Genomic DNA, 22,156 nt, shown 5'->3' with positions numbered 1-22,156 from the left:
CGTTGCGCGCGACAGACGCCCATGATTTCTGGGACACGGACTAACACGCAATCCGGGCGGATCACCCGCGCGGAACAAGGGGTAATGGCATGAGTGGCGTACAGATGATTTCAGTCGCTGAAGGTGACGGGGACCAGCGCGTAGACCGCTGGCTGCGCCGCCTGTTTCCGCATGTCGGCCAGGGTCGCATTGAAAAGATGTGCCGCAAGGGAGAGCTGCGTGTTGACGGTAGCCGCGCCAAGGCCTCGACCCGGTTAGAGGTGGGGCAGGTGGTCCGCGTGCCGCCCCTGCCGGATGCCGATCACAAACCGGCTGAGGTCAAGCATCGTATCTCGGATGCGGATGCCAAAATGATCCAATCCTGCGTGATCTATCGCGACGATCATATTCTGGCGCTGAACAAACCGAATGGCTTACCCGTACAGGGTGGCAGCGGGCAGACCCGGCATGTCGACAGCCTGTCCGAGGCGCTGCGGTTCGGCTATGATGAGAACCCGCGCCTGGTCCACCGTTTGGACAAGGACACGTCCGGTGTTCTGTTGCTAGCCCGCACACGTGAAGCCGCCAAAGGGCTGACGGCGGCGTTCCGTCATCGAGATACTCGCAAAATCTATTGGGCGCTGGTGGCTGGTGTTCCAACGCCGTACCTGGGTGAGATCAAAACCGGTCTGGTCAAGGCGGCGGGCCACGGCAAACAGGGTGAAGGGGAAAAGATGATCCCTGTGCATCTGAACGAGATGGACAGCACACCCGGCGCGAAACGGGCCCATACGCTGTATGCGACCCTTTACCGTGTAGCTGGCCGCGCCGCATGGGTCGCGATGGAGCCGATTACCGGGCGCACCCACCAATTGCGCGCGCATATGGCCGCCATCGGGCATCCGATCATCGGTGATGGAAAATACGGCGGTTCGGGTCAGGAAAATCTTGGCGATGGCTGGGGTGCACAACTGGGTGGGATCATTAGCAAGAAATTGCATCTGCACGCGCGGCGGCTGTCATTCCTGCACCCGGTGACGCGGAAACCTGTGACGGTGACCGCGCCTTTGCCCGATCATATGAAACACAGTTGGGACACGTTCGGCTGGACCGAGGATCTGGCCGCAGACGACCCGTTCGAGGAGCTGCAATGAGCGCACCCTTGCGGTTGGTTCTGTTCGATGTCGACGGCACATTGGTCGACAGTCAGGGCAGTATCGTTCACGCCATGACCACCAGCTTTCAGGCCATTTCGGTTCCCGTGCCCACGCGTGAGGCGATCCTGTCCATTGTCGGGCTGTCGTTACCGCATGCCATTGCCCGATTGGTGCCGGATCAGCCGCTTTCGGTCCAGAACGATCTCGTTGAAGGGTACAAAGAGGCCTATCACGCGCATCGTCTTGATTTGGGGGCGGCCTGTTCTCCGCTCTACCCTGGTGCGCGCGAGGCGATTGAAGCATTGCATGCCGTGCCCGAATTGCTTTTGGGAGTAGCCACCGGCAAGTCACAGCGCGGGTTGGACGCGTTGATCGAAGCACATCGGCTGGACGCGTATTTCGTAACCCGGCAGGTTGCGGATCACCATCCGTCAAAGCCGCATCCGTCCATGGTGCAGACTGCATTGGCGGAAACCGGTGTTGATCCCGTCTGCGCGGTGATGATCGGCGACACAAGCTATGACATGGACATGGCCTCGACCGCCGGGGTGCGCGGTATCGGCGTCACCTGGGGCTATCATGACCGGTCGGAATTGACCTCGGCCTCTTGCATTATTGAAACCTTTGACCAGTTGCCCAATGCGTTGGCTGGGATGTGGGACTAGAACATGAGTGACTGGAAACCGAAACGCTTCTGGAAAGACAGCAACGTTGTTGAGGCTGACGGCGGGTTTACGATTGAATTGGATGGCCGTCGGGTCAAAACGCCGGCCAAAGAAGGTTTGATCCTGCCAACCCGTACCTTGGCCGAAGCGGTCGCAGCAGAATGGGACACGCAGGAAAAAGAGGTCGATCCCGCGACGATGCCGTTCACCCGGTCGGCAAATGCGGCAATTGATAAAGTTCGCCTCCAGCACCGTGAAGTTGCCGATATGCTTGCTGATTATGGCGATTCTGATCTGCTGTGTTACCGGGCAACCCATCCCCAGGAATTGCGGGATCGTCAGAACGCTGAATGGGACCCTGCCCTGGATTGGGCGGAGACTGTTCTGTCAGCTCGTTTAGTGCCAATTTCTGGTGTACGGCACCAGCCTCAATCTGACTCTGCCGTGTCAACATTGCGTTCGAAGGTTCACGGGCTGGATGCGTTCCAGCTAGCGGCTTTTCACGATCTGGTTAGCATGTCGGGGTCATTGATTCTCGGCTTTGCGGCAGCCATGAATTGGCGCAAACCGGACGAGATATGGCGCATTTCAAGATTGGACGAAACCTGGCAGATCGAACAATGGGGGCATGACGACGAAGCCCATGCCGTCGCCGAAACCAAGAAGGCTGCATTTCTGCATGCTAAGCGCTTCTTTGATATGTCGGTTTGATCCTTAATTTCTGTTTTTTGAGCAAATCTGCAAACAGCTTGCGGCCTGATCCATCGTTTTCGATGATCCGGCCCTTGACGTTTGTTTATGAATACGCCCAAACTCAGTGCCACTAAAGGGGAGACACCTTTGGGGTAACCTATCCGGCATCCACTTGCCGGGCAGAGCCGCCTCGGAAGGGGCGAAAAATCAGGAAGAGGTAAAAATGAAAAAATCCGTAATCTTGGGCGCGGCGACGATTGCCGGTCTTGCTGCCGGCGCAGCCGTAGCAGGCACCGTTGACGACGTTAAAGCGCGCGGCAAGCTGAACTGTGGCGTGACCACCGGTCTGGTTGGCTTTGCTGCACCCGATGCTAATGGCGAATGGCAGGGCTTTGACGTATCGCTGTGCCGAGCTGTTGCTGCTGCCGTTCTGGGCGACGCCAACGCCGTCGAGTTCGTTCCGACCACCGGTAAGACACGCTTTACCGCTCTGGCCTCGGGCGAGATCGACATGCTGGCGCGTAACACCACCTGGACCTTCAGCCGCGACGTCGACCTGAAGTTCGAATTCACCGGCGTGAACTATTATGACGGTCAGGGCTTCATGGTTCCCAAGGCGCTGGGCGTAAGCTCGGCCAAGGAACTAGATGGCGCAACTGTCTGCATCCAGACGGGTACCACGACCGAGCTGAACCTAGCGGACTTCTTCCGCTCGAACAACATCAGCTACGAGCCGGTTCCGATCGAAACTAACGCCGAAGCGCAGCAGCAGTATCTGGCTGGCGCATGCGACGTTTATACCACCGACGCATCCGGCCTGGCTGCAACCCGCGCCACGTTTGAAGCACCGGACGAGCACGTTCTGCTGCCCGAAATCATCTCGAAAGAGCCGCTGGGCCCGCTGGTCCGTCACGGCGACCACGAATGGGGTGACGTTGTTCGCTGGACTTTGAACGCGCTGGTCTCGGCGGAAGAACTGGGTGTTACCTCGGCCAATATCGATGAGCTGAGCGCTGGCACCGAAAACCCGGAAATCAACCGTCTGCTGGGTACCGAAGGCACCCTGGGCGAGATGCTGGGCCTGGACGCTGACTGGGCTGCGAAAGCCATCAAGGCCGGCGGCAACTATGGCGAAGTGTTTGCCAAGAACATCGGCGAAGAAACTCCGATCGGTCTGGCACGTGGCCTGAACGCACAGTGGACTGAAGGTGGCCTGCTGTACTCGCCGCCGTTCCGCTAAAACATAAGGAATTGGGCGCAGGGTAACCTGCGCCCTTTTTCCATCAAGAAAGAAACACGCCCGTTAGATCTGAGCGGAGACCAACTCTGTCGGCAAAAAAAACGGGATGCACGGGGATATACATAGGTCATGACGACTCTCACTGACCCGCCGAAGGAGCAGTTCCGGCTGTCCATGCTCCTTTACGATACGCGGTACCGATCTGCGACCATTCAGGTCATCGCATTGATCGGTTTCATGCTTCTGGCAGCCTGGATCATTTCGAACACCATTCAAAACCTCGAAGCGCTTGGAAAACCGGTTGAGTTCGGCTTTTTCGGTGAATCGGCAAGCTATGACATCAACCAGCGCTTACTGGAATACGACTCGCGCGACAGCCATTTGCGCGCGGCCTTTATCGGGCTTTTAAACACACTGGTCGTTGCCGTTCTGGGTTGTATCACGGCCACGATTGTCGGTGTTATGGTCGGTGTCCTGCGTCTGTCAAACAACTGGCTGATCGCAAGGATCATGACGGTTTACGTCGAGATGTTCCGCAACGTTCCCGTTTTGCTTTGGATCGTCTTGGCAATGGCCATCCTGATCGAAGGTTTACCGGCACCCAATGCATTCAGGGGTGAAAATCCCACGGCTTCGATGGATTTGTTCAATTCCGTGGCAGTCACCAATCGCGGTGTCTACATCCCGGAATTCCTGTTTTCCCGCAGTCTTGGTGATGTCCATCTGTTCGGCGCATCAAGCCTGCGGTTTGACATTTCTCTGGACCTGATCGCGTTTTTGATCGTTCTCGGCGGCAGCATCTTTTCCATGCGCAAAGTGTCTGCCTGGGCCGCGGCCAAGCAAGAGTCGACCGGCGACCGTCCCAAAACCTGGCATATCCAGTTGGGCATTTTGTTCGTTCCGTTGATCATTCTGATGGCGGCGCTGGGTTTCCACCTTGGCTACCCCGAACTGAAGGGCTTTAACTTTAAGGGTGGCACGCATATGCGCAACTCTCTGATTGCGCTGTGGTTGGCCTTGTCACTCTATACTGCTGCGTTCATCGCAGAAATTGTACGCGCTGGTATTCTGGCTATTTCCAAAGGTCAGACAGAAGCCGCATCAGCGCTGGGACTACGTCCGGGCCGCACCATGCGTCTGGTGATCCTGCCGCAGGCATTGCGGGTGATCATCCCACCGATGATCTCGAACTATCTGAACCTGACCAAGAACTCGTCTCTGGCGATTGCGGTTGGGTATATGGATATCACGGGTACGCTGGGTGGCATCACCATGAACCAGACCGGGCGTGAGCTAGAATGCGTTCTGCTGCTGATGCTGGTCTATCTGTGCATCTCGCTGAGCATTTCGGCGGTGATGAACTGGTACAACAATAGTGTCAAACTGGTGGAGCGGTAATATGAGTGATGTTTCATTTGTCCGCACGGAAATGTTGCCGGAGCAAGCTCCGCCTGCATCCGAAGTCGGGCTAATCGGCTGGGCCAAGCATAACCTGTTTTCTGGATGGTTTAACTCGATCCTGACGCTGGTTTCGCTCTATGCGATTTGGTATGTGTTGTCGGGCGTTTTGCCATGGACGTTCCAATCCGTTTGGAACGCCAATTCACTGACAGAGTGTCGTGAGATCATGATGGCAACCTGGGGCTCTACCCATGGTCATGCTTGCTGGGCCGTCATCAACGACCGCTGGCTGCAGTTGTTGTTCGGATTCTACCCAAGCCATCTGTATTGGCGCCCGATTCTGGCGCTTGTTCTGTTGCTGGTTGCCCTGGCACCGGTGCTGTATTCGGACCGGGTGCCGAGCAAGTTGCTGATTTTCACCGCGATCTACCCGTTCCTGATGCCGTTCCTGATGTGGGGTGGCACTATCTGGGGCCCGATCTCAGCCGCGCTGGGTTTTGTCATCGGGTGGGGCGTATACTCTGCTCTGAGCAAGCAACTTAGCGAGTTGATCGGGATGATCGGCAGCGCCGTCGCCGCACTGATCTGGTGGCTGCTGCTTTCCAGCTACTTCGTTGGCGCATTGGATTCGATCCTGCCCATCGGCATTGAGGCCGTTCAAAGCCGTCAGTTCGGTGGATTCATGCTGGCGATCTTGCTGGGTGTTGTCGCCATTGGTGTATCCCTGCCAATCGGGGTCGTTTTGGCGCTGGGTCGCCAGTCCGACTTGCTGATCGTCAAATACATGTGCGTGGGCTTTATCGAGTTCATCCGTGGCGTGCCGCTGATCACCCTGTTGTTTGTGGCGTCGCTGCTGCTGAACCTGTTCCTGCCACCGGGCACCAACTTTGACATCATCCTGCGGGTGATGATCATGATGACCCTGTTCTCGGCCGCCTATATGGCCGAAGTGATCCGGGGTGGTCTGGCTGCCTTGCCACGGGGTCAGTACGAAGGCGCCGACAGTTTGGGCCTGAACTACTGGCAAGCACAGCGGTTGATCATCATGCCGCAAGCCCTGAAAATTTCAATTCCGGGCATCGTGAGCACATTCATCGGGATCTTCAAGGATACGGTTCTGGTGTCGATCATCGGGCTGTTCGACGTGCTTGGCCTAGCTAACGCGATCCGCGCCGATACCGCGTGGAATGGCATCTACTGGGAACTATTCGCCTTCATTGGCGCGCTGTTCTTCGTCGTCTGCTTCTCCATGTCCCGTTATTCCATGTATCTGGAGCGCAAGCTTCAGACTGGCCACCGTTAAGGAGTTCAACACATGTCTGAACTTGCAATTGAACGCGAAATCGACCGCTCAAAGATGCAGGTGAGCGACGAGGTCGCCATCGAAATCAACAACATGAACAAGTGGTACGGGTCGTTCCACGTGCTGCGCGATATCAATCTGACCGTCAATCAAGGCGAGCGGATCGTGATCGCAGGTCCGTCGGGGTCTGGTAAATCCACCCTGATCCGTTGCCTGAACGCGCTGGAGGAACACCAGCAGGGCACGATCATGGTGGACGGAACCGAACTGTCGAATGACCTCAAGAACATCGACAAGATCCGGTCCGAGGTTGGCATGGTGTTCCAGCACTTCAACCTGTTCCCGCACCTGACCATTCTGGAAAACTGCACGCTGGCCCCGATTTGGGTGCGCAAGACGCCCAAAAAAGAGGCCGAAGAGCGTGCGATGCATTTCCTGGAAAAGGTTAAGATACCCGAGCAAGCCGACAAGTATCCCGGCCAGCTGTCAGGTGGTCAGCAGCAGCGTGTGGCGATTGCCCGCTCACTCTGCATGATGCCGCGGATTATGTTGTTCGATGAACCGACATCCGCACTAGACCCCGAGATGATCAAAGAGGTGCTCGACACCATGATCGAACTGGCCGAGGAAGGCATGACCATGCTGTGTGTGACCCACGAGATGGGCTTTGCACGGCAGGTGGCCAACCGTGTGATCTTCATGGATGCGGGTCAGATTGTTGAACAGAACGAACCGGAAGAGTTCTTCAACAACCCGCAGAGCGAGCGGACCAAACTGTTCCTCAGCCAGATTCTGGGTCACTGATCCTAATCAGGATCTTAAGAACGAAGGCGGGGCATTGCCTCGCCTTTTTCTATTCGATCAACTCACGCGGGATGGTGAACCCCAGTACTGTGCCTGTATGCCATTGGATTTCGGACCAGCTGTTAATGTCGAAAGTCATGACCGTGGTTGCACAGGACGGGTAGTCGAAAAAACGCATGTGATCCGGGGGTTGCCGCACAAGGCGGTTGGCGAAATCGGCGATTCCGGGATTGTGGCCCAACATCAATACGGTCGGTTCCGTGGCACCGGACAGCTCTTGTAACATGCTTTCCGAGCCCGCGTGATAGAGCGTGCCGTGAAAACAGACCTTATCGGCTTGCAAGCCCATCCGATCCCATGTCTCGCGGGTGCGGGTTGAAGTCGAACTAAGCACTTCATCCGGCAGCCAGCCATGGTCACGCAACCACGCAGCAACCGCTGGGGCTGACTTGCGCCCGCGCTTGTTCAGCGGGCGTTCATGATCGCCAAGCTCCGGATTGTCCCAGCTGGATTTTGCATGACGTGTCAGGATCAGGGTGCGGGTCATAACGGATGAAAAGCTCTCATATGATGGGCTGACTGTTCGGGGTCGCGCCCTGCGCCCATGCTGAGCGGGCAGGCGAGGCGGACAAGGCAACCGCCAGTCATGCAGGTCTGACCGTCAGTGGTACTAAGATAATCGTGGCAGGTGGCGATGTTATAGAAGTCGTGCGAATTCAGCGCTCCGACCGGGCAGGCCGTAGTGCAGGGTGCGGCACAGGTTTCACAAGGCGAAACACAGGACGCCTCGGGGATGGCAAACTCTTCGGCAAAGTGCAGTGCGCCGCGATACGAAATCATCATGCCAACGGTGTCATGCACGAGCGCCCCGACCGGGCTGCTGAACGTACGCCCCGACTTGAGGGCCCAGTCTATGAATGGAGTGTAGGGAGGACCTCCAAACGGGAAATACGCCTGAGCACCAAACGCCTGTGCCATCTGGCTCACCACTCTTGTCGACCATCGGTCTACCGGGTCGGGCCCGTACCACTCTGTTGAGGCTTTCAGAACAGGCCAGAAATCAGCACCGGCCCCCAACAGGATCAGCGTGCCGGTGTCGAGTTGATTGGCAGCGGCATGATGGGGATGCAGCGCACCCATGACGATCAACCCCGCGCGCCGTGCTGCGCGCTCAACCTGTTCATAGGTGGCAACAACGGGATCAGAGGAAGGTTGTGCAAGATTTGTCATGTCTCTTCCTCGCGCTCAGGGTTCAGTCTGGTCGTATCAGTGACCCGGCCCCGTGTTCCGTGAACAGCTCCAGCAGCACCGCGTTTGGTGCACGCCCGTCGAGTATGACAACCGCCCGAACGCCGCTGTGCAAGGCATCCAGTGCAGTTTCAGTCTTGGGGATCATGCCGCCTGCAATGGTGCCTTCGCGGGTCATTTCCCTGATCTGACCTGCCTTCAGTTCGGTCACAACTTCACCCGCTGCATTCTTCACGCCCGAGACATCGGTCAGCAGCAACAGACGGTCTGCCTTAAGCGCTGAGGCGATCGCCCCGGCTGCCGTGTCGCCGTTTACGTTGAATGTCTCACCCTCGCGGCCTGCACCCAGCGGGGCGATCACCGGAATCACGTCATGCGAGAACAGATCATGCAGGATTTTCGGATTCATCTCGGCAGGGGTGCCAACAAAGCCCAGCGACGCATCCGTCTGTTCGCAGACCATCAGGCTTGCATCTTTGCCCGACAGGCCCACGGCCGAGCCACCCTGATCGTTGATCGCCTGAACGATGCGTTTGTTCACAAGGCCGGACAGAACCATCTCGACCACTTCAACCGTGGCTTTGTCGGTCACGCGCTTGCCATTCACGAATTCCGACTGGATATCCAGCTTGCCGAGCATCGCGTTTATCATCGGACCGCCGCCATGCACGACTACCGGATTCACCCCCACTTGGCGCATCAGAACCACGTCGCGGGCAAAGCTTTCCATCGCCTCGTCGCTGCCCATGGCGTGTCCGCCAAGCTTGATGACGACTATGGCTCCGTCATAGCGCTGCAGATAAGGCAGGGCGCTGTTGAGTGTGGCTGCGGTTGCGATCCAGTCCCGGTTCATATCTCGTGTCTTCATGGCTTAAGGTCCTCTGGAAAACCGTGTTAGGACCTTTGCACGGCGGTGCCAAGGGCGAAGCTATTCCAGATGCGCAATGATAGACCGCAAGGTTGCGATGCCGTCACCTTTCTCGGATGAGGTCAGTACAATTTCCGGGAAAGCTGCGGGATGCTTGGACAGTGCTGCTCGGGTTTGTTCCAGAACCTTTTCACGATCCCCAGTTTTGACCTTGTCTGCCTTGGTCAGAACGCACTGAAAAGTCACGGCGCTGGTGTCCAGCAGTTTCATGATTTCAGCGTCAACCGGTTTTACGCCGTGGCGTGCATCGATCAGGACGAAGGCACGGCGCAATGTCTGGCGACCGCTGAGGTATTGTTTCAGCAGCTTCTGCCACTTCTCGACCACTTTCACCGGGGCGTTGGCATAGCCATAGCCCGGCAGATCCACAAGATAGAGATCTGGGCCTTGGGTGAAAAAGTTGATCTCTTGTGTGCGACCGGGGGTGTTGGACGCGCGTGCCAGGCCTTTGGTACCGGTCAAGGCGTTGATCAGGCTGGACTTGCCGACATTTGAGCGCCCTGCAAAACAGACTTCCAGCCTGTCAGGGGCGGGCAAACCGTTCATGGCGACGACGCCTTTGACGAACTCGGAAGGGCCCGCAAACAGCTTGCGTCCGCGTTCCTTTGCGAACTCATCCGGATCCTCAACCAGTGGGAAAGGAAGTGTGGTCATAGCACCTGCACCTCATCGTTTATGCGGATTTCACCGCCCTGAATGACCTCGGCGTAGACGCCGAAATCCTGATGATCCCAGCTGTTGAGAGCGCGCAGCGTATCCACGTCCCGCTCGCCGGTTTGGGGGTTGGCTGTGGTGGCCATACAGCGGGTGATGCGCTCGCGTACACGAAACACGGCCTCACCTATGCGAACGTCCCGACCCAGCCAGTCAAACTCATCCCACAAAGGCAGACCTTCGAACCAGACGTTGCCACGCCACCGCACAGTGGACAGGGTCTGGCCCAGTTTCTGTTCGATCGCACGGTGCGAAGCCATGTTGCACAGGCTGACCGACGGGAAATCGCTGTCGGTCATGCCACGTCCCGGTACCCGGACAATCCGGGCCGATGCCGCGCGGTCCGCAGGCATTAACGGTTTTACCCAATTCAGAAAAATCTCTTGCTCGGTATCGGGCGCAAAATTCAAATCAGGTCGCTCTGGGTGGGACAGGGTCACCCGTTCCCCCAACATTTCCGCCGAGATCGCCGCCAGCTTGGGTGCTTTGGCTGTACGGCTGAAATTCGAACAAGATGCCCATTCCGAGCCATCGGTTTTCGCGACCTCATGAGCAACCGCCCAAACGCGATCCCCGGGCATTGTCTGCCCGGGGATAACTGTGACTTGGCTCAGGGATTCACGCCCATGGCTTTTGATCGGGTGGCGCCAAAGGCCTGAGACCATTCCGCTCATTTGTTGTCCGTTTTTTGCGCCCGTTTGAAGCCGGACCTAATGTTTCCGAACACGTCAGGCTTGTAGCCCTGGCTGCGCATGATCAGATATTGCTGCGTAAAGGTGATCGTGTTGTTTGCAATCCAGTACACGACCAGACCACTGGCGAACCCCCCCAACATGAACATGAAGACCCACGGCATCCAGGCAAAGATCATGGCCTGCGTTGCGTCTGTTGGTGCCGGATTCAGTTTCTGCTGTAACCACATCGAGATACCCAGCAGCAGCGGCAGAATGCCGATGAAGATCAGGGCCATCAAGCTGTCGGGCTGCGGCCCGGCCCATGGCAGCCAGCCAAAGAAGTTCATGATCGAGGTCGGGTCCGGCGCGCTCAGGTCCCGGAACGGACCAAACCAAGGGGCTTGACGCAGTTCGATAGTGACGAAGATCACCTTGTACAGCGAGAAGAAGATCGGGATTTGCATTAGGATTGGCAGGCAGCCCGCAGCGGGGTTCACCTTTTCTTTCTTGTACAGCTCCATCATGCCCTGCTGCATCTTCTGGCGGTCGTCGCCTGCGGCTTCTTTCAGGGCTTCCATCTGCGGCTGCAGTTCCTTCATCTTCGCCATCGAGACGTAGGATTTGAATGCCAGCGGGAACAGGATCGCCTTGATGATCAGCGTCAGGCCGATGATCGACCAGCCCATGTTACCGATCAGGGCGTTGATGTTGTGCAGCAGCCAGAAGATCGGCTTGGTCAGGAAGTAGAACCAGCCCCAATCAATGCTGTCGATGAACTTCTGAACACCTTCGGCCTGATATTCGCGGATGGTTTCCCATTCCTTGGCACCAGCGAACAGTTGGGTCGTGACCTCTTCGGTGGCGCCGGATGCAACTGTCAGTGTCGGCAGAACTGTTTCTGTCTGGTAAATCTTGCGGCGCGCATCGTACTTGGCGGCTGCCTTGAATGTTGCGCCCTCAGCCGGGATCAGGGTGGTCATCCAGTAGTGGTCGGTGAACCCGACCCAGCCGCCTTCCTTGACCTGAAAGACCTCGGCCTGCGCGCGTTCATTGGGGTCGATGTCAAAGTCGCGCACATCGCCATAATCGATTTCATCCAGAACGCCATCAGCCATGACCATAACGCCCTCATGAAGAATGAAAAAATTCTTCAAGCCAGGCAAATCACCGTCTTCACCGATGCCATGGCGTGCTAGGATGCCGTATGGGGCCATGCCGACTTCGGCTTCAGTGGCGTTCTCGACCGATTGAGTGACCGAGAACATATAGTTCTCGTCCACGGCGATGGTGCGGCGGAAAGTCAGACCATTGCCATTGTCCCAGGCCAGCGTCACCGGTGTGTCAACGCCCAGAGTCTCGCCCTGCTCAAGCGCCCAGAGGGTATTTGGGCCGGGGACATCCGCGGCTGTCAAACCTGCGCCGGGAGCCCAGCCATAGAGGGCATAATAAGCGGATTCACTTCCAACCGGCGACAAAAGCTCGACGATCGGAGAATCCTCGGCCAGCGAAACCTTGTAGTCCTTGAGCGACAACTCATCAATTCGGCCCCCGGCAAGCGACAGGCTGCCGGTCAGACGGGGTGTATCGATGTTGACCCGGGGTGCCGTGGCCTCGGGTTCTGCTTCAGAGGTGGTTGCGGTTGCTTCACCGACAACGCCTGCGTCAGTGGCGCTTGGCGTCTGAACGTCTTCGCCTTCGACACCGACAGTTTCAGCCTGTTCTGCGGTCGGTGTCGGTTCCGGTGGAGGGAACAGCACGAACCAGACCAGGATCACCAGAAAGCTGAGCGCGGTTGCGAGGATGAGATTCTTGTTCTGATCGTCCATCTGGGACAGCCACCTTGAGCAGTGAAAGACACCCGCAGGGTTCAACAGAGTGCAGGCCCAAAGGTCAAGCGGAATCGCTCGAAATTTCATCACGGTTCGATCTTCCGTGGTGCTAAACTCGGTACTTTAGCCCGTTTGCCGTCCGATTTTGGGCATTCTGTCGATCTTCTTGCGATAAGACGTGATCCATCCCGCGGTTTTTTCGAAGGGCATCGGCTTGCCGATACCAAAACCCTGGACGTGGTCGCATCCCAGCTGTGCCATCAATGCGTGCTCGCCCGGCGTTTCGATGCCTTCGGCCAAAGTTTCCAGATGCAGCTGTTCCGCCATGGTCAAAATAGCGCTAGCCAGTTGCTGCTGGCTTGTGTCCTGATCCGCCTTGGTCACAAAGGACCGGTCGATCTTGATCCGGGACACATTGAATCTTTTGATCGACGCGATCGAGGCATGGCCGGTGCCGAAATCATCCAGATCAATACAGCATCCCATCGCGGCCAACCCTGTGACATTGCGAGTGATCACGTCATCTGGTCCTCTGGAAAAGACGGTTTCCAACACCTCGACTGCCAGTCTGTCAGGTGTCAGATCGAATTGATCCAGTTCCCATTTCAAGCGGTCGATCAGGCGAGGGTCGCGCAGCTCGTCCGAGGAAAAATTGATTCCGATGCGCGGCACTGGCAGACCGGCCTGATCCCAGTCGTGCATTGCGGCAAAGGCGTGGTGCCGCATGGCTTGTCCCAATTGCCCCATCAGTTCGGCCTGTTCGGCGAAGGGTAGGAACACAGTCGGTCCCAGCACTCCTTTTTCCGGATGCTCCCAACGGGCCAGAGCCTCAAAACCAGAGACGTGTCCGGTATCTGTCGAGATCTGTGGCTGAAACCAAGGGCGGATTTCCCCGCTCTCCAATGCTGTGTCGAACTCTTTGCGCAGATTTGTTCTGACCTGAGCCCGGCGGCGTGTTTCGGACGAAAAGGAACGTATCGTCGATGGCCCGTTTTGTTGCGCTTCCAGCAGGGCGCTGTTCGCGGCCTGACACCAATCCATCGCTGACCCCTCACGGACATTGCTGCTCAGGCAGAAACCTATGGAGCAGGACATATAGACGCCGGTTCCGTTCAGCACGATAGGATCTTCAACGGCGGATTGCATTCGACCGGACATCTGTATGCAGGCTTCCAGATCAAGCTGCTGCGCGGGGCGCAGAACAACCATCATCTTGCTTCCATCAATACAAGTTGCGCAATCATTGACGCGAATCATCGCCAACATACGAGAACAGAATTGTTGAGCCACATGGTTCGCGGCCGCTTGGCCATGCAGATCAAGCAGTTGGGTATAGTCGTCCAGGACCACTGCGAAACAGGCCGAAGTTTCATCTTGACGGCGAGTATCCGCAAAAACCTGCCACAGAACAGTTTCGAACCGGTCTTTTGACAGCAACCCGCTTAGTCGCCTTTTCTGGCTTGTCGGGGCAGATGAATAAACACCGATGCCTGCAAGCATCAAGGGTAAACCCAATGCGATTGCGATCAAGGCGCGTTCACCACCGATCCAAAACGCGCCTAGGCTTAGCGCCGGTAGAAATGCCAGCACGGCGGGACCGTGCAGAACGGTCATCAGGGATTGGAAAAAACGATCGACAATGGGATGGTTCCGCATCGGGTCCTGACCTTGGGCATGAATTGCCTGCCAAGCCTAGGAAACCAGTCTGAGTCAGTCGTTAACGCAGCAGCGGAATTTCTTTCGAATTCTCTGGTTTTTTGTCCAAATTCAATGAAAGATTAACGAAATCAAAGAGTTTCGGATCAAGAAGGTGAGAAGGGCGCGCATTGGTTAACGCGCGGAACATAACCTGACGCCGACCCGGACTGTTCTTTTCCCATTGATCGAGAATCTGTTTGACCTGCTGCCGCTGCAGCCCGTCCTGACTGCCGCACAGATCACACGGGATGATCGGATATTGCATAGCTTTGGCGAACCTTTCGCAATCGGCTTCGGCAACATGTGCAAGCGGACGGAAGACAAACAGATCGCCTTCTTCGTTCACCAGTTTCGGTGGCATGGTGGCCAGACGGCCGCCATGAAAAAGGTTCATGAAAAAAGTCTCGAGAATATCGTCACGGTGATGGCCCAGCACGACGGCAGAACATCCCTCTTCCCGAGCAATGCGATACAGGTTGCCGCGGCGCAGTCGCGAACACAGGGCGCAATAGGTCCGACCTTGTGGAACCTTATCCATCACAACGGAATAAGTGTCCTGATACTCGATCCGGTGCGGTACACCCGTCCGGTCCAGAAACTCGGGTAGAACAGTAGCCGGAAAACCGGGCTGACCCTGATCCAGATTGCATGCCAGCAGGTCTACCGGCAGCAATCCGCGCCATTTGAGCTCGTAGAGAATGGCCAGCAATGTATAACTGTCTTTGCCGCCCGAAAGGCAGACCAGCCAGCGCGGCTGTTTGCCATCCTTGTCATGGGCGGACGGATCCACCATCCCGTATTGCTCGATCGCTTCACGGGTCTGGCGAACAATGCGCTTGCGCAATTTCTTGAACTCGGTGGTCGAGGGCGCGCCGGCAAAGAGCGGGTGGATATCGTCTGCATCGTCAAACATGCGCTGCCCCTACAGCAGATGGTGCAACCGGGCAAGTGGTCGGGTCAGCCAAGGCGGGCAAGCAAAGCATCGGTGTCCAACCCGGCGACCGAACCTGGAATGCGGCCGCTTTCCGCAGAAAGGCGCGTGGCAATGAAACCGTCCGCCACGGCGCCCGGCGCTCGACGCAGCAATTGCGAGGCCGTCAGCAGGAGCGCCATGCGTTCAACATACCACCGCGCTTCAGCCTCGGGCGGTAGACTTGGCCAGCGGTCGCGATGCTCGGCCAGAGCTGCGTCATATCCCCTGTCTACGCCTGTCGCAGAATCCAGTTCTGCCTGCAGTACCTCTGCAGCTAGCGGATCGCGCGCCAGAGTGCGCAGGACGTCCAGACAGATCACGTTGCCTGACCCTTCCCAAATGCTGTTCAAAGGCGCTTCGCGATAGATCAGAGGCAGGGGGGTATCTTCGACGTAACCCATGCCGCCCAGCACCTCCATCGCTTCGACCACGACGACCGGACAGCGCTTGTTGTTCACGAACTTGGCCAACGCGACGCTGACCCGGGCAAAGGCTTTGTCCTCGGGTGCATGACCGTCAAAGGCTTTTGCGACGCGCATTCCCAAGGTCAATGCGCCTTCCCAATCCAATACAAGATCAGCCAGCACGGCGCGCATCAGGGGCTGGTCGATCAAACGGCGCTGAAAGGCGCTGCGATGCGTCACCCAGTGATGCGCCTCGCTGAGTGCTGCGCGCATCAGGCCAGCGGGGGCCATGGCCGTGTCGAGCCTCGTGTGGTGCACCATTTCCAGAATAGTGCGCACACCCGCGCCCTCGTCTCCCAACCGGAAGGCCAACGCGTCGTGATACTCGATTTCAGCGGACGCGTTAGATTTGTTGCCCAGCTTGTCTTTCAGGCGCATCAGGTGGATTGCATTGCGCTTACCTTCCAGCCAGCGGGGCACCAGAAAACAGGTCAACCCGTCGGGTGCTTGCGCCAATGTAAGGAACCCATCGGACATCGGTGCCGAGCAAAACCATTTGTGCCCGCGCAAGCGCCAGAGATCTCCATCGCGGGTCGCGACGGTTGTGTTGGCGCGGATATCTGAGCCGCCCTGTTTCTCGGTCATGGCCATGCCCAGCGTTGCGCTGGTCTTCTGCCCGATCGGTTTGACAGAAGGGTCGTAGTGGCGGGCCTCAAGTTTTTGCTGCCAGAGTGATGCAATGTGTTCAGTGGCGGCGAGTGCCGGTATTGCCGCGTAGGTCATGGTCATCGGGCAGCAATGACCGGGTTCGACCTGCCCGGCCAAATAGACCATCGCCGCGTGGGTCGCATGCCCTCCGGGCTGCCCGTCCCAGGCCAGGGCGGCATAGCCGGCGGATTGACTGATCTGCATCATCTGATGATAGGCAGGGTGGAACCGTACCTCGTCCAGACGCCTCCCGCCCTGATCGAACAGACGCAGTTCGGGTGGGTGCCGGTTCGCTTCGCGCCCCACCACCCGCGTTTCTTCTGTTCCGAGCGTTTTGCCATACGCTGCCAGTTCCGCAACGCGCCCACCCGTTGCGCTCACAACGTTTTGCAGCACCGGGTCAGACGACCAAAGGTCAATATCACCGCGCACGGGCGGTTGGTTCAAAACGTCGTGCGTCGGCAGGGTGGTGCGCGCTTGGGATGTCATCTGGACCTCGGATTGAACTGGTCCAACTGTTCAGGCGCTGCGCGTACCGGTCAAGTCTGACGAGGGGTCAGGCCGAGGGATCGTGATGCTCGCCGTTGGGTACTGGATCATACCCATCGCCGCCCCAGGGGTGGCAACGGCAAATTCGGTGAGCGGCCAGATATGATCCTTTGACTGCACCGTGTTTCTCCAGCGCCTCCAGCGCATAGGCTGAGCATGTGGGCTGGTAGCGGCAATTAAAGCCGACCCATGGGCTGAAGATCAGCCGATACGCCCGAACGGGCAGGGCGACGATATGTGACAGAAAGGTCATTTTCCTGCTGCGTGCACCTTGCGGAGCGCATAGCGCAAGTCGTCCAACAATGCGTCATAGGGGCGATTGGCCGTGACATCCGCACGTCCAATCAGCACGTAATCCCATCCATCGCGGCCAGATTCCAGCAAAACGGCCCGCGCGGCTTCGCGCAGGCGGCGTTTGGCGCGATTGCGGGCCACCGCATTGCCAACTTTCTTCGAACAGGTGAAGCCGACGCGAATGCCACAGGCTTCGTCCGCTTCCCGTTTGCGGGCCTGCACCATCATCGAAGACGTACCCTGCCTGCGTGCGCGAGCAGCTTTCAGAAAGTCGGAACGTTTCTTCAGGACGATCAAAGGTTCAGGCGCACAAACGGACGCCGCCGGGGGCGTGTTCCCGGGGTGGTTCTTACCATCCACAGGGGCCTCCGGCGGCGTCATGTTCATAACCTGATCGGTAAGCGGTTTACGCGCTCAGCGATTTGCGGCCGCGTGCACGGCGCGCGTTCAGGATCTTGCGGCCGGCCTTGGTGGCCATGCGCGCGCGGAAACCGTGGCGGCGTTTGCGAACCAGGTTCGAAGGCTGATAGGTGCGTTTCATCGCTCCGTCTCCAATCAATAGCGGTGGGGTGCGGCGCGGATTCGCCTGGCCCTAGTGTTCGAAGCCCGTCCTCTACTGCTAAGCGGGGGGTAAGTCAAACCCCAACAGCCGGGTTTTCGCGGCTTTTGCAACAATTCTGTACACTGGCCGACGAAAACATTTCAAAACACTCGTTTATCGACTGAAACCCTCACATTCGCGGCTACTTGGATCAAGGCCCCGTGAACCCTGTTGTCGTTAGGAGGGCGGGCGGCGCATGTTGGGCTCAAGATGAAACAAAAACAGCCGGAAAATTCGATGTCCGAAACAACACAGGCATCGCGCAACGGGTTTGCGCGCCATGTTCCTTTGCTTGTAATCCTTGGGATTGCCGTTGTCGGTTTCTTTACGCTTGGGGATTACCTGACCTTCGAGACCTTGCGGGACAATCGCGAGTCGCTTTTGGCATGGCGAGACGATCACTACTGGGTCATGGTGGCCGCTTTTGTTGCCATCTACATTGTCATAGTGGCCTTTTCACTGCCGGGTGCTGCGGTGGCATCGATGACGGGCGGCTTTCTTTTCGGTCTGTTTGCTGGAACGGTATTCAATGTTGTCTCCGCCACTATTGGCGCGTCGGCAATTTTCCTGGCGGCACGCTGGGGATTGGGCGAAGCACTGACGTCGCGGCTGGAATCTTCCAAAGGGACGATCAAAAAGCTCAAAGACGGGCTGCGGGAAAATGAAATCTCGGTACTGTTCCTGTTGCGTCTGGTGCCGGTCGTACCTTTCTTTGTTGCCAATCTTGTGCCGGCTCTGGTCGGTGTGAAGTTCCGCAATTTCCTTTTGACCACCGCGCTGGGCATCATCCCCGGAGGAATTGTGTACACATGGATCGGGGTCGGGTTGGGCGGGGTGTTCGACCGTGGAGAAACCCCTGATGTCTCGTTGCTGTGGGAGCCGTTTGTGATCGGGCCGATCATCGGGTTGTGTGTATTGGCCGCGTTGCCCATCGTTGTCAAAGCGCTGCGCGCGAAAAAGGACGGCTGAACCATGAAGGAACTGAAAACGGACCTCCTGGTCATTGGTGCCGGGTCCGGCGGGTTGTCCGTTGCCGCCGGGGCCAGTCAGATGGGCGCAGATGTCGTTCTGCTGGAAGGGCATAAGATGGGGGGCGATTGCCTGAATTTCGGCTGCGTCCCGTCAAAAGCGCTGATCGCAAGTGGCAAGGCCGCCTTTGGGCAGGCGCATTCCGCCGCGTTTGGCGTCGCGGATACGAGCCCTCAGGTCGATTATGCCGCCGCAAAGGATCATGTGCATGACGTGATCGCCCAGATCGAACCAATGGACAGTCAGGAACGGTTCGAAGGCTTTGGCGTGAAGGTTATCCGCGAATACGGCACCTTCATATCCTCTGAACAGGTGCAGGCTGGGGATCATGTCATCACCGCGCGTCGCATCGTTATTGCGACCGGTTCTTCACCGTTGGTGCCACCCATTCCGGGGTTGGACGCGGTGCCGCACTATACGAACGAGACCATCTTTGATTTGCGAGAGCGGCCAGATCACCTGCTGATAATTGGCGGTGGCCCGATCGGCATGGAGATGGCACAGGCCCATCTGCGCCTTGGCAGCAAGGTAACGGTTGTCGAAGGTTTCCAGGCTTTGGGTAAAGACGACCCCGAGGCGGCGTCTGTGGTGCTGGATGCCTTGCGCAACGAAGGTGTGGCCATTCACGAAAACGCCATGGTTGCGCAGATTCGTGGGAAAGAAGGCGCCGTGGAGGTCGTGACCGAAAACGGCGATATTCATCGTGGCTCTCACCTTTTGATCGCTGCCGGACGCAAAGCCAATATTGAACGTCTGAATCTAGAAGCGGCTGGAATTGATCGCACGAGAACCGGACTCAAGACGGATGACGCCCTGCGCACGACGAACCGTCGGGTCTATGCGATTGGCGACGTGGCGGGCGGACTGCAATTCACCCATGTAGCAGGATATCATGCGGGCATCATCATTCGATCAGCCCTGTTCGGTCTGCCGTCCAAGGCGAAAACGACGCATATTCCATGGGCAACTTATACCGACCCTGAACTGGCACAGGTCGGACTGACCGAAGCACAGGCACGCGAAGCACATGGCGAAAAGCTCGAAATCGCGCGCTTTGACTATCACCACAATGACCGGGCGATTGCTGAGCGCAAAACCAATGGCTTTATCAAAGTCATGGTGGTGAATGGCCGACCCGTCGGCGCCACAATCGTTGGGCATCAGGCGGGTGAGTTGATCAACTTGTGGTCGTTGGCTTTGGCCAATAACCTGAAGATGGGGCAGATTGCAGCTATGGTTTCGCCCTATCCGACGATCGGAGAGCTTAACAAACGCGTGGCGGGTGCTTATTTCTCGCCAAGGCTGTTTGAGAATCAGACAGTTAAACGGGTGGTCAGGTTCGTCCAGCGCTGGATTCCCTGACTTGAGGAGGGCGCAATTTGAATTCGCTGTCGGGCCGATTTCTGATCCTGACGACGGTCTTCGTCATGTTGGCCGAAATCCTGATCTTTGTCCCTTCGATTGCCCGGTTCCGAGAGGATTTTCTGCTGAACCGGCTGGAGCGCGCCCAGATCGCGTCTCTGGCTTTGCTGGCAGACGATATGCTGGCCGAAGATCTCGAGGCGGAACTGCTGGCAAATGCAGGCGTCTACAACGTGGTATTGCGACGTGATGAAGTCCGGCAACTGATGTTGTCGTCACCGATTCCGAACCAGATTGCCAAAACGTTCGATTTACGGGATGCGAGCCCATGGATTCTGATCCGGGATGCGATCAGCCGGATTTTTACACCCGAGAATGAAGTCATCCGGGTCATCGGGGAGCCGGTCAAGGGCGCAGGGCTGCTGATCGAAGTCACCGCAGACAGCACACCGTTGCGCATGGCGATGGTTGACTACGGTCTGCGCATTCTGGGTCTGTCCTTTGTGATATCCATCATCACTGCGTTCTTTCTGTTTCTTGCTGTACGAGTTGTTCTTGTGCGGCCTATCAAAAGCGTTGTCGGGTATATGCAGCGCTATGCCAGCGCGCCGGAAGACGCGCGTGGCGTTATCTCACCGAATTCCAAGGTGACGGAACTGCGTGAAGCCGAAGAGGCGCTGAAAATGCTTCAGACCGATCTGACTCAGGCGCTCAAACAACGCGAGAGGCTTGCGCAGTTGGGGGGTGCAGTTGCCAAGGTCAGTCATGATTTACGCAACATTCTGACATCGGCGCAATTGTTCACGGACAGGATCGAATCCAGTGATGACCCGCTGGTGCGGCGAATGGCACCGAAACTGGTGAACTCCATCACGCGCGCGGTGTCTTTGTGTGAAAGCACGTTGGCTTTCGGTCGCGCTGAAGAGCCCGCACCCACCCTGACAATGGTTCCGTTGCGATCGATCGCAGCGGATATTGCGGCCAGTGAACAGCTTGCTGTCGCCGATGCCTGCGTTGAGATCGTGAACGAAGTGTCCGAGGACCTTGTCGCCCGCGCGGATCCCGAGCAATTGTACCGTGTCATCATGAACCTCGTGCGAAACGCGAGACAGGCTCTGGTGGCTTCGGGAAAACCTGGGCGAGTCACCATTGCCGGATGTGAATATGATGACACCTGGTGCATTGAAATTCGCGACACGGGGCCAGGCCTTCCGCCAAAAGCGCGCGAAAACCTGTTTACTCCGTTTCAAGGCGGGGTTCGAAAGGGTGGCTCTGGTTTGGGCTTGGCAATCTCTCAGGAACTGGTGCGTGGGCACGGTGGTGATCTGGCATTGAAAGAGACCGGACCCGAGGGAACCATATTTGAAATAAGCCTGCCCCGTGGGGATATGACTTTTTAATTTTTTTTTGAAGAATCGACTTGCGCGTCTCGAGCGGCAGGTCTAAACACCGCCTCACCAACGCGGACCGATAGCTCAGCTGGATAGAGTACTTGACTACGAATCAAGGGGTCGGGGGTTCGAATCCTCCTCGGTCCGCCACTTTCCTTTGAATTCATTGGAAAAAATGGCGGTTTTTACCAGCTACCCGCCAACATACCCGCCAAAGAGGTGGCTAGTTTCGAATGGCCTGTAGACAGCGACGGATTGATACCGGGAACTAACTCGTCAGTTCAAACTGACTATGAGTTACCTGATCGGGTTCAGCCAAATATTCTACCCGTTTACTGTTTTTTTGCTGGGCGACAGACTTCCATACAAGTTCTAAGTTAACTCCTAACAGGGGTGGAAACTATTGTCTTGTGACTAGTTTAGAGATTTTGAGGATGACCTGCCCCCCGAAACTTCCCTCGCTCTGATGTAGAGTTTGCTCAACTTTTCGAAGGAGCAAACGAATGCGAAAG

22 protein-coding genes and 1 tRNA gene are annotated in these 22,156 nt (G+C 57.2%); 11 read left to right on the top strand and 12 right to left on the bottom strand.

The features are described from left to right. Positions 1–89 precede the first annotated feature (89 nt). From Q0816_RS19465 to Q0816_RS19435, 7 genes are all read left to right on the top strand, one after another. Positions 90–1,133 carry an RluA family pseudouridine synthase gene (locus tag Q0816_RS19465; RefSeq protein ID WP_298853772.1) on the top strand — a complete coding sequence of 348 codons (1,044 nt, stop codon included), beginning with the start codon at positions 90–92 and terminating at the stop codon, positions 1,131–1,133. Further along, the gene (locus Q0816_RS19460; protein ID WP_298853771.1) at positions 1,130–1,801 is read left to right on the top strand and encodes an HAD-IA family hydrolase; all 672 of its coding nucleotides are present in this window, start codon (positions 1,130–1,132) and stop codon (positions 1,799–1,801) included. The genes Q0816_RS19465 and Q0816_RS19460 overlap by 4 nt, the downstream gene beginning before the upstream one ends. 3 nt (positions 1,802–1,804) lie before the next feature. Continuing rightward, complete coding sequence (locus Q0816_RS19455; protein ID WP_298853769.1) at positions 1,805–2,512, top strand: ATP12 family chaperone protein; 708 nt, start codon at positions 1,805–1,807, stop codon at positions 2,510–2,512. A 205-nt stretch (positions 2,513–2,717) separates the two neighbouring features. Continuing rightward, positions 2,718–3,734 (top strand): amino acid ABC transporter substrate-binding protein, encoded by a 1,017-nt coding sequence (locus tag Q0816_RS19450; protein WP_298853768.1) that lies wholly within the window; start codon positions 2,718–2,720, stop codon positions 3,732–3,734. 129 nt (positions 3,735–3,863) lie between these two features. Beyond that, positions 3,864–5,132 carry an ABC transporter permease subunit gene (locus tag Q0816_RS19445; RefSeq protein WP_298853766.1) on the top strand — a complete coding sequence of 423 codons (1,269 nt, stop codon included), beginning with the start codon at positions 3,864–3,866 and terminating at the stop codon, positions 5,130–5,132. A gap of 1 nt (position 5,133) precedes the next feature. Continuing rightward, positions 5,134–6,438 (top strand): amino acid ABC transporter permease, encoded by a 1,305-nt coding sequence (locus Q0816_RS19440; RefSeq protein ID WP_298853765.1) that lies wholly within the window; start codon positions 5,134–5,136, stop codon positions 6,436–6,438. Positions 6,439–6,450: 12 nt separating this feature from the next. Continuing rightward, positions 6,451–7,242, top strand: a complete 792-nt coding sequence (locus Q0816_RS19435; protein ID WP_085823258.1) for an amino acid ABC transporter ATP-binding protein — start codon at positions 6,451–6,453, stop codon at positions 7,240–7,242. A gap of 49 nt (positions 7,243–7,291) precedes the next feature. On the opposite strand, the gene Q0816_RS19430 is transcribed toward Q0816_RS19435, so the two are convergent. From Q0816_RS19430 to rpmH, 12 genes are all read right to left on the bottom strand, one after another. Beyond that, a complete protein-coding gene (locus Q0816_RS19430) occupies positions 7,292–7,789 on the bottom strand; it encodes a histidine phosphatase family protein (RefSeq protein WP_298853760.1) in 498 nt (165 codons plus the stop codon). Then, positions 7,786–8,472, bottom strand: coding sequence for a ferredoxin (locus tag Q0816_RS19425; RefSeq protein ID WP_298853759.1), 687 nt, complete (start codon positions 8,470–8,472; stop codon positions 7,786–7,788). The genes Q0816_RS19430 and Q0816_RS19425 overlap by 4 nt, the downstream gene beginning before the upstream one ends. Before the next feature lie 22 nt (positions 8,473–8,494). Beyond that, positions 8,495–9,358: an acetylglutamate kinase gene (gene argB, locus Q0816_RS19420; protein ID WP_298853758.1), complete on the bottom strand. Its 864-nt coding sequence runs from the start codon at positions 9,356–9,358 to the stop codon at positions 8,495–8,497. A 60-nt stretch (positions 9,359–9,418) separates the two neighbouring features. After that, entirely contained in the window at positions 9,419–10,072 is a 654-nt protein-coding gene (yihA, locus tag Q0816_RS19415; protein WP_298853757.1) for a ribosome biogenesis GTP-binding protein YihA/YsxC, read from the bottom strand. Continuing rightward, on the bottom strand, positions 10,069–10,806 hold the full coding sequence (locus tag Q0816_RS19410) for an MOSC N-terminal beta barrel domain-containing protein (RefSeq protein WP_298853756.1): 738 nt from the start codon (positions 10,804–10,806) through the stop codon (positions 10,069–10,071). The genes yihA and Q0816_RS19410 overlap by 4 nt, the downstream gene beginning before the upstream one ends. Beyond that, positions 10,803–12,632, bottom strand: coding sequence for a membrane protein insertase YidC (gene yidC, locus Q0816_RS19405; protein WP_298853941.1), 1,830 nt, complete (start codon positions 12,630–12,632; stop codon positions 10,803–10,805). Before yidC ends, Q0816_RS19410 begins: the two co-directional genes overlap by 4 nt. Positions 12,633–12,758: 126 nt before the next feature. Next, positions 12,759–14,291, bottom strand: a complete 1,533-nt coding sequence (locus Q0816_RS19400; protein WP_298853755.1) for a bifunctional diguanylate cyclase/phosphodiesterase — start codon at positions 14,289–14,291, stop codon at positions 12,759–12,761. Between the two features lie 61 nt (positions 14,292–14,352). Continuing rightward, positions 14,353–15,246, bottom strand: a complete 894-nt coding sequence (gene ttcA / locus Q0816_RS19395) for a tRNA 2-thiocytidine(32) synthetase TtcA (RefSeq protein WP_298853754.1) — start codon at positions 15,244–15,246, stop codon at positions 14,353–14,355. A gap of 44 nt (positions 15,247–15,290) precedes the next feature. After that, positions 15,291–16,907: an acyl-CoA dehydrogenase family protein gene (locus Q0816_RS19390; protein WP_298853752.1), complete on the bottom strand. Its 1,617-nt coding sequence runs from the start codon at positions 16,905–16,907 to the stop codon at positions 15,291–15,293. Positions 16,908–16,974: 67 nt separating this feature from the next. After that, the gene (yidD, locus tag Q0816_RS19385) at positions 16,975–17,220 is read right to left on the bottom strand and encodes a membrane protein insertion efficiency factor YidD (RefSeq protein WP_298853750.1); all 246 of its coding nucleotides are present in this window, start codon (positions 17,218–17,220) and stop codon (positions 16,975–16,977) included. Continuing rightward, entirely contained in the window at positions 17,217–17,642 is a 426-nt protein-coding gene (gene rnpA / locus Q0816_RS19380) for a ribonuclease P protein component (protein WP_298853748.1), read from the bottom strand. The genes yidD and rnpA overlap by 4 nt, the downstream gene beginning before the upstream one ends. 25 nt (positions 17,643–17,667) lie before the next feature. After that, entirely contained in the window at positions 17,668–17,802 is a 135-nt protein-coding gene (gene rpmH / locus Q0816_RS19375) for a 50S ribosomal protein L34 (protein WP_005980833.1), read from the bottom strand. Between the two features lie 297 nt (positions 17,803–18,099). Between rpmH and Q0816_RS19370 the strand changes: the two genes are divergently transcribed. From Q0816_RS19370 to Q0816_RS19355, 4 genes are all read left to right on the top strand, one after another. After that, positions 18,100–18,831 (top strand): TVP38/TMEM64 family protein, encoded by a 732-nt coding sequence (locus Q0816_RS19370; protein WP_298853745.1) that lies wholly within the window; start codon positions 18,100–18,102, stop codon positions 18,829–18,831. Positions 18,832–18,834: 3 nt separating this feature from the next. Then, on the top strand, positions 18,835–20,253 hold the full coding sequence (locus tag Q0816_RS19365; RefSeq protein ID WP_298853742.1) for an FAD-dependent oxidoreductase: 1,419 nt from the start codon (positions 18,835–18,837) through the stop codon (positions 20,251–20,253). A 17-nt stretch (positions 20,254–20,270) separates the two neighbouring features. Then, positions 20,271–21,653, top strand: coding sequence for a HAMP domain-containing sensor histidine kinase (locus Q0816_RS19360; RefSeq protein WP_298853740.1), 1,383 nt, complete (start codon positions 20,271–20,273; stop codon positions 21,651–21,653). Between the two features lie 64 nt (positions 21,654–21,717). Then, a tRNA-Arg gene (locus tag Q0816_RS19355) sits at positions 21,718–21,794 on the top strand. Positions 21,795–22,156 lie beyond the last annotated feature (362 nt).

It is taken from the genome of uncultured Ruegeria sp. (assembly GCF_947497005.1).
Classification (GTDB): Bacteria; Pseudomonadota; Alphaproteobacteria; order Rhodobacterales; family Rhodobacteraceae; genus Ruegeria.
The sequence above is the reverse complement of the archived record's forward strand: the minus strand, read 5'-3'. Positions and strand labels throughout refer to the sequence as shown.